Consider the following 12,701-nt stretch of genomic DNA (forward strand, 5'->3'; position numbering starts at 1 on the left):
CCCTAAACGAAAGAGAGGCCCCCTCATGACCAAGCGGCTTGTCCCACTCTCCGCAGCTCACTTCCCCCACCCGGATGGCCGCGATGTCTGACGGGGGCGTCTTCCAGTTCCCAGTCGGTGACGTGATCTGCATCGCCATCGACGACGGCGGCTACGATTACCAACCCGAGGCATTCGCCTTCGGACCCCACGAGCAGGCATTCGTCGCCGCCACGGGGCAGCGGGGGGCGGAGAACTCCCCGATCCACACGCCCTACACCTGTCTCGTGGTCCGCACGCCACAGCACCTCGTGCTGATCGACGCCGGCGCGGGATGGGACCCGGGCAATGGCAAGCTCCCTGCCAGGCTGCGCGCCGCGGGCATCGACCTCGCCGCCGTCGATGTCGTCATCCTGACGCATGGTCACTCCGACCACATCGGCGCGGCCACCGGTCAGGACGGGCAGCCCACCTTCCCGAACGCGCGGTATGTCATGAGCACCGCCGAGTGGACCTTCTGGAACGCGGAGCATCCCGATCTCAACCACACGCCGCGGGAATTCGCCGGGCTGCTCACCTGGTTCGCCCACCAGAAGCTTCGTCCCATCGAGCCGCAACTCGATCTCGTCGACGGCGAGACGGAGGTGGTTCCCGGCGTGACCGTCCTCCCCGTGCCCGGGCACACCCCCGGACAGCTCGCCGTCCTCGTGCGCTCGCACGGGGAGCAGCTCCTCGTGATCGCCGACGCCTTCACGCACCCCCTGCATGTGCCGCATCCCGAGTGGACCGCGAACGTCGACCTCGATCCGGCCCAGACGGTCAGAACCCGGCAGGCCCTTCTCGAGCGCGCGTCCTCGGCGAACGCCCTCGTCCAGGCCTTCCACTTTCCCTTCCCCGGCCTTGGCCGGGTCAGGCGTGCCCCCGAGGGGTGGACCTGGGCCCCCGAAGCTACCCACGGCGGTCCTGCCTGAGCTGAAGGAGCCGAACCTTGCCGCGGTGCCCCGGGGCAACGGATGATGTTCGCGCTGCCCCAGGAAAAGCGCGGCGTGAGGCCTCTGCGTTCCGCGATGCCCGGAGGTCAATGGCGGGCAGGTCGTCACGGCTGGTCAAGAACGCCGGGCAGAAAGGCGAAACTCAGGAGCCACCCGACCATCGCGGCGAGGGTGACGGCACCGGCCGTCAGGGTCGCGCTCCACGACAGCCCGCCGGTCACGGAGAAGGTCGTGAGGACGAGCACGAAGGTCGTCGCGGGCACCAGGGCGGCGAAGGCGCGAAAGGCCGCGCTCCGCTCCCGGGAGGGGCGCAGCCAGGCGTAGAAGCCGTCCGCGAGCAGGCCCGCCGCGAGCAGCGTGGGCAGCAGGGTGTAGTCGGCGTGGACGAGCAGCATCAACGCGGCGCTGAGCGTGACCAGGAGGGTCAGCCCCCCGAAAGGCAGCGTGAACCGGCGCGCGGCGAACAAGACGACGCCGGAGAGGAGGGCGGCCTGGACGAGGACACCGGATGGGCCCAAGCCGTTTCCCACACCTTGTCTGAGCACCTCGTCCGTCTCCGCGAGGGGATTCACGTAGGCCGTGAAAAAGGTCAGCAGGGACAGCAAGAGCGCCAGGGCCGCCAGGGCCGGCCACGGGGCACGCGTGTCGCCGCGGGCGAGGGCAGCACGGACGGGACCGGCGACCATCAGGCCGGCGCCGAGGGCGAGCAGCAGGTGTGGAGGGCTCAGCAGCGCCTCGACGCTGACCTCGATGCCGAACCGGGTGTGCCAGGCGAGGTCGCTCAGCCCGCCGAGGGCGAAGAGGCCCGCGCCCACCAGCGACCATTCGTACCCGGCGGGCATGGCCCCCGGGCGCAGGCCCCCTCCCCGCAACGCCCGCACGGCCAGGAGCAGGGCGAGCAGCGCGTAACCGCTGTACAGCAGGCCGTGCCAGGGCGTGAAGAAAGTTTCGAGGGCGTAGCGGTGGTGCGCCCACGCGTCGAGATGCACGCCGAAGAGCATCAGGCCGCCGAGGGCGACAACCGCCCAGTCGAAGGGCAGGGGGCGCTGGGTCCAGGCAGAGCGGAATGTGATGCGTGAGCGTCGGGTGGTCATGGCAAGACTCCTTGGCTGGGAGGCCGGACGCGGATGGCCGAGAGGTTACTAACCGCGAATAGGGGTTGACAGGGTGGGGGGAGAAATGGCAAAGGGACGGTGCTTATGGGCCGTCCCGATCTCAGTCTACTCTCGATCCCCGAGGCGCTGAAGCGCCTCACGGTCTGGCTGGCCCCCCAGATGCCACCCAAGCTGATCCACCCGCACGAGAAGATCAGTGATGCCGAACTGGTGGCCGTCGCGGTGCTGCAACGGGTCCACAAGGCGGTGTACTTCAAGGGATGGTGGAGACTGCTCAAGCTCAACCACTGTCCACACTACCCGTCGGAAGTGCAGGCCAGGGTCAGGCTGGCACGCCTGACCCCCGTGATCGAGCGGGTGAGCGTCGAAGTCCAGGCACTGGACTTCGTGGCGGTCGATTCCGAACCCCTCCCGGTCTGCACCTTCAAACGCGCGCCACGTTGCAAGTTCAAGGGGGCTAGACACGGCTTCAGCACCTCCGGCCCGGTGTACGGCTTCAAACTCCATGCGTGGAGCACGCTGAACGGCAAGATCGCCCGCTACGAGATTCACCCGGCCAACGAACACGACTTCACCGTGGGCTGTGTGATGAACCGGGAATGGTCCGCTTACAGCGGACCTCGGCAGATCGGGGACAAGGGGTATCAGTCGGGGACCTACCTGACCCCGCCCAAGCAGGGCGCCAAGCGCCCTGACCCTCGCTGGAAAGAGGATTACGCGGCTGCCCGCAAGATCATCGAGTCGGTGTTCTCGGCCCTGGTCGGCGCCGGGCTGCGTTGGGGACAGGTCAAAACCCTGGCAGCCCTGCGCCTCAAGGTCGCCTTGATCGTCCTGGCCTACAACCTCAAGTTCCGTAACCTGCTCCCTCTACCCTAGAACCGCCTCCCGATCAATCCCTATTCGCGGTTACTAATATGCGAAGCTTTCCCCACGTTTTCAATTCGCATTTCGGAGAACCCATCATGACCAGCAAGGACGCCGTACAGCCCCGTCGCAGACCGCGCCAGGTGCGCAGCCGGCGCCGCGTCGCCAAGATCCTCGACGCCGCCCTTCATGTTTTCGCCGAGCGCGGGTACGGCGCCACGACCACCACGGCCATTGCCGAGCAGGCGGGGGTATCGGTCGGATCGCTCTACCAGTTCTTCCCCAACAAGGAGGCTGTTCTGTACGCGCTCAGCGAACGCTTTGACGCCAGCTTCTTCACCTGGCTGGACGAAGCCCTCGCCGGGAGCGAGGGCCACCGCTCCACCGTGGAATGGATCGACGCCTTGTTCGACGCGCTCGTCGAAATGGACCAGCAGCACCCCGGGTTGTTTCGGGTGCTCGCGCACGCCTACACCTCTCCCGAGTTTGCGCGCGCCGAGCGGCACTTCAACCAGCAGGTCGCTCGGCGAGTGGTCACGCTGCTGACGCCGCTGGCACCGCACCTTGCCGCCGGGCAGCTCGAAGTCGTCGCCACCGTATGCGTCGAGGTCACGCACGCCCTCTTTCACCTGGCCTCCACGGACGAGGTCGCAGCGGACGACGTCTTGCCCGAAGCGCGACGCTTGCTGGGCGCGTACCTGTCCTCGGTGACGGGCGCCCCACCGTTGAGGCCGGGGGCCGTGACCTGATCCACAGCACCGGGAAGGGCGAACCTTCGTCACGAGGATTCGCCCTTCCCGGCAAGTGCGCGTTTCAGACCAGCGTGTGTTGGGGTGCGAGCACCTCGGCCAGGCGCACGAGCAGTTCCTCGGCCCGCTCGTAGCCGGGGCGCAGGTAGACGGTGCCGAAGGTGCTCCAGTCCTGCACCGCCGCGACCTCCTGCCCGCCGTCCTCGAGCTTGAGGTGCGGGTACACGCCGTACTCCACGAAGCAGCCGAACTCGCAGGCCACCTCTTCCAGGGCCAAGGTGTTTTCCTCGTTCCAGGTGACCCTGTACGGCAGAGCGAAGGCAGGCTTACCGCATGAGCCCCCCGTGCCGAGCAGGGGGAAGCCCGCGACGCTGGGCGACTCGGCGCGGACCTTCACGCGTTCCAGAAAGGCCTGGCGGTCGCGGGCGAGGTTCGGACTGGGGAGCTTCTGGGCGGCGATCCAGGGGCCAAGGGAGAGCTTGGTCATGGGGTCATCCTTTCCTGCCCGTTGGGGGCGTCATGGGGTCTCAGGGTCTCGACGAGGTCGCGCAGCAGTTCGGCGGCGTGCTCGTACTCGGCGCGCAGGTACACCACCCCGAAGGGGGTCCAGTCCTGGAGGGCCGCGAGTTCCCTGTCGGTGGCGGTGTGCCGCAGGTGGGCGAGGTGGCCGTACTCGACGTGGCCGCGGTAGCGCCGGGCGAGGGCTTCCAGGGCCAGCGTGTTCTCTTCGGTCCAGGTGAGCGGGTAGGGCAGCGCGAAGGCGGGTTTGCCGCAGGAACTGCCCACGCCCAGGAGCGGGAGGCCCTGCTCGCCGGGGTAAGCGGCACGCTTCCTGGAACGTTCGAGGAAACTCGCGCGGCAGAGGCCCTGCCTGGCGTTCGTCCGGAGGTCGCGCATCAGATCGGCCACGTTCAGCTTCGCCATAGGAACGGCACTCCTTTCGGGGCGAGGGGGCCGCATCCCGAAGGTGCGGCCCCTGGGGGTCAGGCGCGTGCCGGGGTGGCGGCCACCGTGCGGGCGGGGGCGGGGGCGGGGCGCACCGGCGGGCGGAAGGAGCGCAGCCGCAGGGCGTTGCTCAGCACGAACACGCTGGAAAAGCCCATCGCCGCCGCCGCCAGCACCGGGCTGAGCAGCCACCCGAAGGCCGGGTACAACACACCAGCCGCAACGGGAATCAGGACGATGTTGTAGGCGAAGGCCCAGAAGAGGTTGAGCTTGATGTTCCGCAGAGTGGCGCGGCTCAGCGCCAGAGCGTTGGGCACCCCACGCAGGTCCCCCGACATCAGGATCACGTCGGCGGTCTCGACGGCCACGTCCGTGCCCGTGCCGATGGCGAGGCCCACATCCGCCTGAGCGAGTGCTGGAGCGTCGTTGATTCCGTCCCCGACGAACGCCACCTTCTGGCCTTTCGCCTGGAGCTCCTTCACGGCGTCACTCTTGCCGCTGGGCAGCACCTCGGCCAGCACCTCGTCGATGCCGAGCTGGCGGGCGATGGCGTTCGCGGTCCTGGCGTTATCGCCGGTGATCATGGCGACCTTGAGGCCCTGCCGGTGGAGTGCCTTCACGGCCTCGGGGCTGCCCTCCTTGATGGGGTCGGCGACCGCGATCACGGCGGCGAGGTGCCCATCGATAGCGGCGTACAGCGGGCTCTTGCCCTCGTCCCCCAGCCGCTCGGCCTGGGCGGCGAACTCGCCCACGTTCAGCCCGAGTCTCTGCATGTAGCGGTCGGCACCGACCTGCACGAGACGGCCTTCCACCCGCGCCTCCAGCCCGTACCCGGGCACCGCCTCGAAGCTTTCCAGGGGCAGGATAACCACCCCTTCCTTCTTCGCCGCGTCCACGATGGCGCGGGCGATAGGGTGCTCACTCTGCTCCTCGGCCGCCGCGACCAGTTTCAACACGTCCGCACGGTAGAAGCCGGGGGCGGTCACCAGGTCAGTCAACTCCGGCTTGCCCTTGGTCAACGTGCCGGTCTTGTCCACGGCGACCACGTTCACGCCCTGAAGACCTTCCAGAGCGGTACCGCTGCGAAACAGCACGCCGAGTTCCGCCGCCTTGCCGGTGCCCACCATGACGGAGGTGGGCGTGGCGAGGCCCATCGCGCAGGGGCAGGCGATGATCAGCACCGCGACGGTGGTGACCAGGGCGAACGAGAGGGCGGTGCTGCCCCCGACCAGCATCCAGATCAGGAACGTCAGGGCGGCGATGCCGATGACGATAGGGACGAACACCGAGACGACCCTGTCCGCGAGGCCCTGGATCGGGGGCTTGCTGCCCTGGGCGCTCTCCACCAGCTTGATGATCTGCGAGAGAGCGGTGTCCGCCCCGATCCTGGTCGCCCGGAACTGAAAGGCGCCGTTCTGGTTGATGGTGCCGCCGACGACCGCCGCGCCGTTTTGCTTGGCGACGGGGATGGGTTCGCCGGTGATCATGCTCTCGTCCACGAAGGAGTTGCCCGAGATCACCTCGCCGTCGACGGGGATCTTCTCGCCGGGGCGCACCGAGATCAGGTCGCCGATCAGCACCTCGTCGGTCGGCAGTTCGAGTTCCAGACCGGCACGGACGACACGCGCCGTTTTCGCCTGCAGGCTCAGCAGCTTCTTCATCGCCTCGCTGCTTCGCCCCTTGGCGATGGCCTCGAAGTACTTGCCCAGCAGGATCAGGGTGATCACGACGGCGGCGGCCTCGTAGTACACGTGGGCGGTGCCTTCGGGAAAGACCTGCGGCGCGAGCGTGACCACCAGCGAGTAGAAGAACGCTGCCGAGGTGCCGATCATGACCAGCGAGTTCATATCGGGCGACCGGTTCTTCAGGGCCTTCCAGCCGAGACGGTAGAAGCGCATCCCGGGGCCAAACTGCACCGGCGCGGCAAGGGCCAGCATGACCCAGTTCAGGGTGGTCATGACCCCGTGTCCGAACGTCCCCATCAGCCAGTCGTTCACGGCAGGCACGAGCATCGGGACCATCGCCAGGATGGCGAGGGGGATGGCGAAGACGGCGCTGAAGGCAACTGCGTTTCTCAGGGAGCGCGTCTCCCGCTCGCGCGCCTCGCGCTCCAGGTCGCTGCGGTCCTGACCGACCTGGGCTTCGAGCACCTCGTAGCCCGCACTCTTCACGGCGGCCTTGAGCTGCCCGACGCTGACGCTGGAGGGCAGATACTTCACGGTCGCGCGTTCGGTGGCGAGGTTAACGCTGGCGTCCAGCACGCCGTCCACCTTGCGGAGTCCCCGCTCGACCCGGCCCACGCACGAGGCGCAGGTCATCCCCTGCACGCCGAGTTCGATCTCACCCACGACGGGCTGGTATCCCACGTCCTTGATCTTGTCCAGCAACGCCTGGGGGACGGTCACCGCAGGGTCGTAGGCCACGGTCGCCCGTTCGGTGGCGAGGTTCACGACGGCGCTCTCGACCCCCTCGACCTTCTTCAGGCCCCGCTCGACGCGGCCCACGCAACTGGCGCAGGTCATGCCCCGCACGCCCAGCTCGATGGTTTTGCTCATGCCTACCTCCTATCCTCCCTGGGAGGGTATGAGGGAATCATACGGCAAGCGCGAGGCAATAGCAAGGATGGAAAGGATTTTCGTGCCCTTCTAGGGTTTTAGCTCCCAATTCGTCCTTGACATCCCCCCGGGTAGGGTATAGGATTTGGGTATGACCACCGAACTGACCGTGACTGGTATGAGCTGCGGGCACTGCGAGAAGGCCGTGACGAGCGCGCTCAAGAGCGTTTCCGGAGTGCAAGACGTCCGGGTCGACCTTCAGCGGGGCGCCGCCACCGTGCAGGGCGACGCCGACCCCCAGGCGCTGATCGCCGCCGTGACCGAAGAGGGCTACGGCGCCCAAGTGCGCGGCTAACGTGACGCAGCCCAAGCCCGCCGCCGCCTGCCATCCCCAGGACCGGCTGTGCATGCCCGAGGACGCCCGCAAACGCGCCGCCCGACGGCTGAAGATCGCCCGGGGCCACCTCGACAGCATCGTGGCGATGCTGGAACAGGACGACGCGTACTGTGTGGACGTGCTGCGGCAGATCAAGGCCGTGCAGGGGGCGCTAAGCGGTGCGGGCGAGGTCGTCCTGCGGGGGCACCTCGAAGCCCACGTCGCCACCGCCTCCACCCGGGGGGACAGCGTCGAGATCGTCGAGGAACTGATGGAAGCCCTCAAGTACACCTGAAGTCCCTGATTCCTGCGGGCCGCCCCCAAGCGGCCCGCAGCATCTTGGGGCGGCAACGGCTGAACCCCCTGCTGGCAGGGGGTGAACAGCCACCGGGAAGTGGACCCGGACCGGGCTGTCCATTCGTCAAAGCCCGTGGCGGAACAGCCTCGACCGGGTGCCGGGCGTGGCGCGCCTCCTTATGGCAAGCTGAGAGCTGGCATGCCCCCGGCAGACGAAAGCGGTGATCGACCCTGACCAAACCAGGGACCTTGTACGTTCTGCTCAACCCCAGCATGCCCGGTCTGGTCAAGGTCGGCCTGACCATGCGGGACGCGGCCGAGCGGGCGCGGGAACTCGCGGGGGCGACGGGCGTTCCCACCGACTTCCTCATCGCCTATGAGGCCAACTTCGAGGACGTCCACGGGGCAGAACAGCACATGCACGCCTCGCTCGCGCCTTTCCGCGTGAATCAGGGCCGCGAGTTTTTCCGGGTTCCCCCGACCTTCGCCATTGACACACTCCTGGAATTGCGCCTCCAGGGATTGTACGGCGCCACCTCCTTCCATACCGACCCGGTCAAACGGGCTGCGGACGAACAGGTGAAGTTTCAGGGGCAGCACAAGGCGCGGGAACTCTACGAGCAGGGCCAGGCGCACGAACTGGGGCGGGGCGTGCTCAAATCCATGTACGAGGCCATCAAGTACTACGAGGCCGCCGCAAAGGCCGGACTGCCGGAGGCCCATGCCCGCCTCGGCGCCAGCCTGCTGCGCGGCTACGGCACCGAAGTCAACGTGAAACGCGGTCTCAAAACCCTGGAGAAGGGCGCGGCCCTGGGCGACCTGGACTGCCTGCGGGAACTGGCCGTGGCCCACCGTAGACTGAGACAGCCCGACATCTCCGTCGACCGCTGGCGTGAATACTTTGACGCGGCCCCCGGAACGGACGAGGCGGCCTATTACGCGGCGCGCTTCCTGTTGACCTCACCCCGTCACTACCGCCTCAGCCGCTTTTTCCAGGTTCAAGCGACGCGAGTGCTGCGGCTGATTGACCTGATCGTCTTTGCCGACTGGCACGCCCGCCTGGTCGAGCGGCGATCACACCTCTCCGACCCGGACCATCGATGGTTCTCCCCTCTGGAAGCCTTGTCCGGGGTGCACTACGACACGCAAAGGGCGGCCGTCGCCCTGCTCGAGGAATTGGAAGGCGACGGGCAAGTGAACAGTTCGGTTGTTCTGCACGCCGCACGCGAAAGTCAGCTTCGCGACCTGGGGAGGAGTTCCGGTCAGGGCAGGCCGGAACCACCCAGTTGGGGCACCTGGGAGGAGTTCGACCAGGCCACCTACACCGCCCTTCCGCGACCGGAACGGGTGCCCCCAGCCCTCAACAACCCCCACGAGCTGGGCGCGCGAGGCCGCCGCACCCGCATGGCAGCGGCGGCTCGCCTTCTGGAACCGCCGGTACCTGGGCGAGGGCATGAAGCTGCAATCGCCGGGGCCACGCCGGAGGCGCTGATCCTGGCCCCACCCGCGCCGAGGGTGCGGGGAGTGCGGCGGGCGCGGATTCGGTCGTCAGGTTCCTTGTCCCACCGGGCGCCAGCTTCGTCCGCCGTCCAGCGAGCGGTACACGGCGCCGCCCTCACCGACGGCATACAGCTTCGCTTCGTCCTGTGGGTCGGCGGCGACCAGCCGCGCGCCCCCCTTGAAGCCCAGGGGCGTCCAAGTCGCGCCCCGGTCCTCGGAACGCCAGAGGCCACCCGCCCCGGCGAGGTACAGGTGGCCGCTGACCGGGTGGACGTCCAGGCCGGAAGGGGCGGCGGGGGGCGCGGCGCGGGCCCGTTGCCAGGTCACCCCGTCATCCGACATGATGAGGCCTTCACCTCCCACGAGCGCGTACAGACGTGGCCCCGCGCCGGGCCCCACCGCCAGCGCCGTGGCGTTCGCGGTCTCCGGCGACATCACCTCCCAGTTGCGGCCGTCGCGCGTCCGGTACAACCCCAGACCGGCGATGTTCGCGTACCACACGTTCGGCGTATCGGGGACGACCGCGAAGCCGTGAAGGTCCCGGCTCGCCAGGTTCCCAAAGGTCGTCGGCTGCCAGGTCGCCCCGCCATCCCGGCTGGTCTTCAGCACGTCGTGTCCGGCCAGGACCAGGACTGGGGACCGGGGGGAAGCGGCGAGCGTCATGGCGTCCCCGGCACCGTCGGGCCGACTCCAGGTGCGGCCGCCGTCCGTGCTGATCGAGACGCCCACGTGCTGACCGTACAGCAGCCGTCCGCCGGGCAGCACCTGCAGGGCGTGAAAGTCACCGCTCAAATGGCCTGCCGCAACCGCCGTCCCATTTCGCACCTGCCACCCCGCGGCACCTGCTACCAGGAGCACGCCCAGGAGGGCGCCGGTCAGCAGGGGGCGTCGGGACGGCCGTGCCCTTCGCGTCGTCATGTCCTCATCTCTCCCATGAACGTCCACCACAGGAGGCGGCGCGTCACCTCCACTGTACGACGCCTGCCCAGCGGTGCCGAAGTGTGCTTCAGGGTTGGGGCGCCATCACGTACGCCATACCTCCCGCGTGGTTGAGCCACAGCCGCTCGAAGACGGCCCTCGGGTAGGTGCGCTTCACGCCCGCGTCACTTCTCGCCGCCGGGTCGTTCACCACCGGGTTGCCCCGCGCGTCGAAGCCGGTGAGGACCATCAGGTGCCCGTTCGACCAGGACAGGGGTGCTCCCGGCAACTCGCCCGCCTTGAAGCGCACGCTCACCGCTAGGGGCAGGCCCTGACGGATGTAAGCCTCCGCGTCGCGCAGGCTGCCCAGATGGGTGACAAAGGCCTGCACTCCCTGCGTCCCGGCGTACGCGGTGTTAAAGGGCCAGTTGCCGAAGCCACCGTACCGGGGGTCGAAGGTAGCCCTGGCCGCGTCCGGCACCCGCACCGGGCGGTTCCAGAAGCCCAGGATCATGGAGACGCTGGTGGGGCTGCACCAGACCTCGCCCCCGCCCGGGTAGATCATCTGCGAGAGCCCGGGGACCGCCAGCACCCGGTTCCAGGCGCTCGCCTGCCCGGCCCGGCCTTGGTCCCGCAGGCGCAACGCGGTGTCGGACGTGCTGAACGAAAGCAGACGAACCTGGAGGCCCGGCCCCGGGGTCACGCGGTACTGGAAGGCGGTGCTGCGGGAGGGGAGGGTCAAGGTGTCGGTGTTCACCGCCCCGTCCGCCGTGCGCGTCACGGGCAGGCTGGTGCGGGTGCCCGCCGCGCGCCACGTCCCGAATCCGAAGTACGGCGTCCAGCGGCCGTCCGGTCGCCGGACCCGCACCTCCACCGTCAGCGGGCTGTCGACAGGCCCCGTGACGTTCCAGCTCGGCACGAGTTCGTTGAACGGCGCGACCTCGACGACACGGCTCTCCAATCGCCCACCGCTCGGCCCCGGGAGGGGCTCCCAGGACCCCGGAACACTCGTCTGAGCCTGCGCGGCCTGGATCAGCGGGGAGGAAACGCCAAAACTCGTCTGCTGGGCATAGGGCGCGGCGCCCGCCACCGACGTGAGCAGCAGAGTGATCCAGAGGGTTCGTCGAAATGTCACTCGAACACGGTAGGGGACTTGTGTTGCCCTTGTGTTAAGGGAGGGGTGGAGTGAAGCCCGGACCGTTGGAGGCAGAGGAGTCTGTTGGGACCTCCGCAGCCGCAGTGTGCCCAGGTCGTCGGGTTCCCGGGCCCCCGGACTCACCCCACCGCCGGGCCCACCGACGACAGGAACACCCGCCAATGCCTGGCGGGTGCTGTGAAGGGGAAGAACCTACTGGTGGGTGCGCAACCAGTCCTTGAAGTCGTGCATCTCGTCGGCCTGCGCCATGATGATGCGCTGCGCGATGCCCAACACATGGTCGCTCTGACCGTTCTGGAGGGCGACGTTGGCCATCTCATTGGCCGAGCCGTGGTGCGGCGTCATCATCTCCAGGAACGCGTGGTCAGGGCTTCGCGACTGGCCCATCATCTGCGTCATCATCTGTCCCATGCTGGACATCGCCTGACGCATGCGGGTCTGCCGCGCCGTGTCCGGCCCGCCCAGGCGCTGCAACTCGTTCTGCATCTCGGCGATTTCCTTCTGCTGCTCGTCGATGATGCTCTGCGCCCAAGCCCGGACCAGGGGATCACGCAGCCGGGGCAACGCCGCCCGGCTCATCTCGATGGCGCTCTGGTGGTGCGGGATCATCATCGAGAAGAAGGCGCGGTCAAAGGCCGTCCCGGAGAGGCGGCGCAGGTCCTCCATCATCGGCTGCATTCGGGCACGCATGTCCGTCTGCATCTGGATGATCATGGTGGTGGACATGTTGGCCGCCGTGCCCCCCTGGCTGCCGCCCGCCTGGGCGGAGACGACGGGCAAGGCGGTCAGGGCCAGGGTCAGGACCAGTTTCTTCATGCACTCGTGCTCCCCAGGAGTTGCTGGCAGGCCTGCTCACAGCGGCGGCAGGACTCGGCGCACACTGCACAGTGCTGCATGTTCATGTCCCGGGCGTGCATCTCGCACTCATTCCCGCAGGCTTGGCAGGCGGCCAGGCACGCCTGAAGCTGGGCCCGCAGGACATTCTGATCGGGCTGGGTGAGCCGCGAGAGGACCCGGCCCGTCGCCCCGCACACGTCGGCGCAGTCGAAATTGAGGCGGATGCAGTGGACGAGGTGCATCAGGTGACCCTGCTCACTCAGGCAGGCGTCGGCGCAGGAGGTGCACACCTGCGCGCACTCAAAACAGGCGTCGATGCACGCAGCAAGGGCTCCCTGGTCAAACACACTCCCGGGATTGGGATGGGTTTGTAACATCGCCTGGGTGTTTTGTGGCATGGTCGGTCTCCTTGATTATG

13 protein-coding genes and 1 pseudogene are annotated in these 12,701 nt (G+C 68.1%); 6 read left to right on the forward strand and 8 right to left on the reverse strand.

Features of this window, described 5'->3' with window-relative positions:
- The first annotated feature begins 83 nt into the window (after positions 1-83).
- Positions 84-950: an MBL fold metallo-hydrolase gene (locus DAETH_RS23150; protein ID WP_264778586.1), complete on the forward strand. Its 867-nt coding sequence runs from the start codon at positions 84-86 to the stop codon at positions 948-950.
- Between the two features lie 125 nt (positions 951-1,075).
- Here DAETH_RS23150 and DAETH_RS23155 read toward each other — a convergent pair whose 3' ends face one another.
- Positions 1,076-2,065: a hypothetical protein gene (locus DAETH_RS23155; RefSeq protein WP_264778587.1), complete on the reverse strand. Its 990-nt coding sequence runs from the start codon at positions 2,063-2,065 to the stop codon at positions 1,076-1,078.
- 105 nt (positions 2,066-2,170) lie between these two features.
- Here DAETH_RS23155 and DAETH_RS23160 point away from each other — a divergent pair, with 105 nt between their 5' ends.
- Together DAETH_RS23160 and DAETH_RS23165 are read left to right on the forward strand one after the other, a co-directional pair.
- Positions 2,171-2,962 carry an IS982 family transposase gene (locus tag DAETH_RS23160; protein ID WP_264778588.1) on the forward strand — a complete coding sequence of 264 codons (792 nt, stop codon included), beginning with the start codon at positions 2,171-2,173 and terminating at the stop codon, positions 2,960-2,962.
- An 86-nt stretch (positions 2,963-3,048) separates the two neighbouring features.
- Positions 3,049-3,699, forward strand: a complete 651-nt coding sequence (locus DAETH_RS23165; RefSeq protein WP_264778589.1) for a TetR/AcrR family transcriptional regulator — start codon at positions 3,049-3,051, stop codon at positions 3,697-3,699.
- Between the two features lie 64 nt (positions 3,700-3,763).
- Here DAETH_RS23165 and DAETH_RS23170 read toward each other — a convergent pair whose 3' ends face one another.
- The 3 genes from DAETH_RS23170 to DAETH_RS23180 are packed head-to-tail and all read right to left on the reverse strand — an operon-like array spanning position 3,764 to position 7,199.
- Positions 3,764-4,186 carry a hypothetical protein gene (locus tag DAETH_RS23170; protein ID WP_264778590.1) on the reverse strand — a complete coding sequence of 141 codons (423 nt, stop codon included), beginning with the start codon at positions 4,184-4,186 and terminating at the stop codon, positions 3,764-3,766.
- The gene (locus tag DAETH_RS23175) at positions 4,183-4,623 is read right to left on the reverse strand and encodes a hypothetical protein (protein ID WP_264778591.1); all 441 of its coding nucleotides are present in this window, start codon (positions 4,621-4,623) and stop codon (positions 4,183-4,185) included. Before DAETH_RS23175 ends, DAETH_RS23170 begins: the two co-directional genes overlap by 4 nt.
- A gap of 59 nt (positions 4,624-4,682) precedes the next feature.
- Entirely contained in the window at positions 4,683-7,199 is a 2,517-nt protein-coding gene (locus DAETH_RS23180; RefSeq protein WP_264778592.1) for a heavy metal translocating P-type ATPase, read from the reverse strand.
- Between the two features lie 151 nt (positions 7,200-7,350).
- Between DAETH_RS23180 and DAETH_RS23185 the strand changes: the two genes are divergently transcribed.
- The 3 genes and pseudogenes from DAETH_RS23185 to DAETH_RS24760 all read left to right on the forward strand — a co-directional run.
- Positions 7,351-7,554, forward strand: a complete 204-nt coding sequence (locus tag DAETH_RS23185; protein ID WP_264778593.1) for a CopZ family metallochaperone — start codon at positions 7,351-7,353, stop codon at positions 7,552-7,554.
- A 52-nt stretch (positions 7,555-7,606) separates the two neighbouring features.
- Complete coding sequence (locus DAETH_RS23190) at positions 7,607-7,870, forward strand: metal-sensitive transcriptional regulator (protein ID WP_264778892.1); 264 nt, start codon at positions 7,607-7,609, stop codon at positions 7,868-7,870.
- 251 nt (positions 7,871-8,121) lie between these two features.
- Positions 8,122-8,361 (forward strand): annotated as a pseudogene (locus tag DAETH_RS24760) (GIY-YIG nuclease family protein); the annotation flags it as partial.
- A 1,059-nt stretch (positions 8,362-9,420) separates the two neighbouring features.
- Here the strand turns inward: DAETH_RS24760 and DAETH_RS23195 are convergent.
- The 4 genes from DAETH_RS23195 to DAETH_RS23210 form a co-directional block, all read right to left on the reverse strand.
- The gene (locus tag DAETH_RS23195; RefSeq protein WP_264778594.1) at positions 9,421-10,164 is read right to left on the reverse strand and encodes a WD40/YVTN/BNR-like repeat-containing protein; all 744 of its coding nucleotides are present in this window, start codon (positions 10,162-10,164) and stop codon (positions 9,421-9,423) included.
- 214 nt (positions 10,165-10,378) lie between these two features.
- Positions 10,379-11,425 (reverse strand): peptidase C39 family protein, encoded by a 1,047-nt coding sequence (locus DAETH_RS23200; RefSeq protein WP_264778595.1) that lies wholly within the window; start codon positions 11,423-11,425, stop codon positions 10,379-10,381.
- A 213-nt stretch (positions 11,426-11,638) separates the two neighbouring features.
- Complete coding sequence (locus tag DAETH_RS23205) at positions 11,639-12,262, reverse strand: DUF305 domain-containing protein (RefSeq protein ID WP_264778596.1); 624 nt, start codon at positions 12,260-12,262, stop codon at positions 11,639-11,641.
- Positions 12,259-12,681: a four-helix bundle copper-binding protein gene (locus DAETH_RS23210; RefSeq protein ID WP_264778597.1), complete on the reverse strand. Its 423-nt coding sequence runs from the start codon at positions 12,679-12,681 to the stop codon at positions 12,259-12,261. Before DAETH_RS23210 ends, DAETH_RS23205 begins: the two co-directional genes overlap by 4 nt.
- Between the last annotated feature and the right edge of the window lie 20 nt (positions 12,682-12,701).

Origin of the sequence: Deinococcus aetherius (assembly GCF_025997855.1) — a bacterium.
Taxonomy (GTDB): Bacteria; Deinococcota; Deinococci; order Deinococcales; family Deinococcaceae; genus Deinococcus; species Deinococcus aetherius.

Bases quoted from the DNA above. Each gene is read 5' to 3' on its own strand.
- DAETH_RS23150 (WP_264778586.1), top strand. From the start codon at position 84: ATGTCTGACGGGGGCGTCTTCCAGTTCCCAGTCGGTGACGTGATCTGC.
- DAETH_RS23155 (WP_264778587.1), bottom strand. From the start codon at position 2,065: ATGACCACCCGACGCTCACGCATCACATTCCGCTCTGCCTGGACCCAG.
- DAETH_RS23160 (WP_264778588.1), top strand. From the start codon at position 2,171: ATGGGCCGTCCCGATCTCAGTCTACTCTCGATCCCCGAGGCGCTGAAG.
- DAETH_RS23165 (WP_264778589.1), top strand. From the start codon at position 3,049: ATGACCAGCAAGGACGCCGTACAGCCCCGTCGCAGACCGCGCCAGGTG.
- DAETH_RS23170 (WP_264778590.1), bottom strand. From the start codon at position 4,186: ATGACCAAGCTCTCCCTTGGCCCCTGGATCGCCGCCCAGAAGCTCCCC.
- DAETH_RS23175 (WP_264778591.1), bottom strand. From the start codon at position 4,623: ATGGCGAAGCTGAACGTGGCCGATCTGATGCGCGACCTCCGGACGAAC.
- DAETH_RS23180 (WP_264778592.1), bottom strand. From the start codon at position 7,199: ATGAGCAAAACCATCGAGCTGGGCGTGCGGGGCATGACCTGCGCCAGT.
- DAETH_RS23185 (WP_264778593.1), top strand. From the start codon at position 7,351: ATGACCACCGAACTGACCGTGACTGGTATGAGCTGCGGGCACTGCGAG.
- DAETH_RS23190 (WP_264778892.1), top strand. From the start codon at position 7,607: ATGCCCGAGGACGCCCGCAAACGCGCCGCCCGACGGCTGAAGATCGCC.
- DAETH_RS23205 (WP_264778596.1), bottom strand. From the start codon at position 12,262: ATGAAGAAACTGGTCCTGACCCTGGCCCTGACCGCCTTGCCCGTCGTC.
- DAETH_RS23210 (WP_264778597.1), bottom strand. From the start codon at position 12,681: ATGCCACAAAACACCCAGGCGATGTTACAAACCCATCCCAATCCCGGG.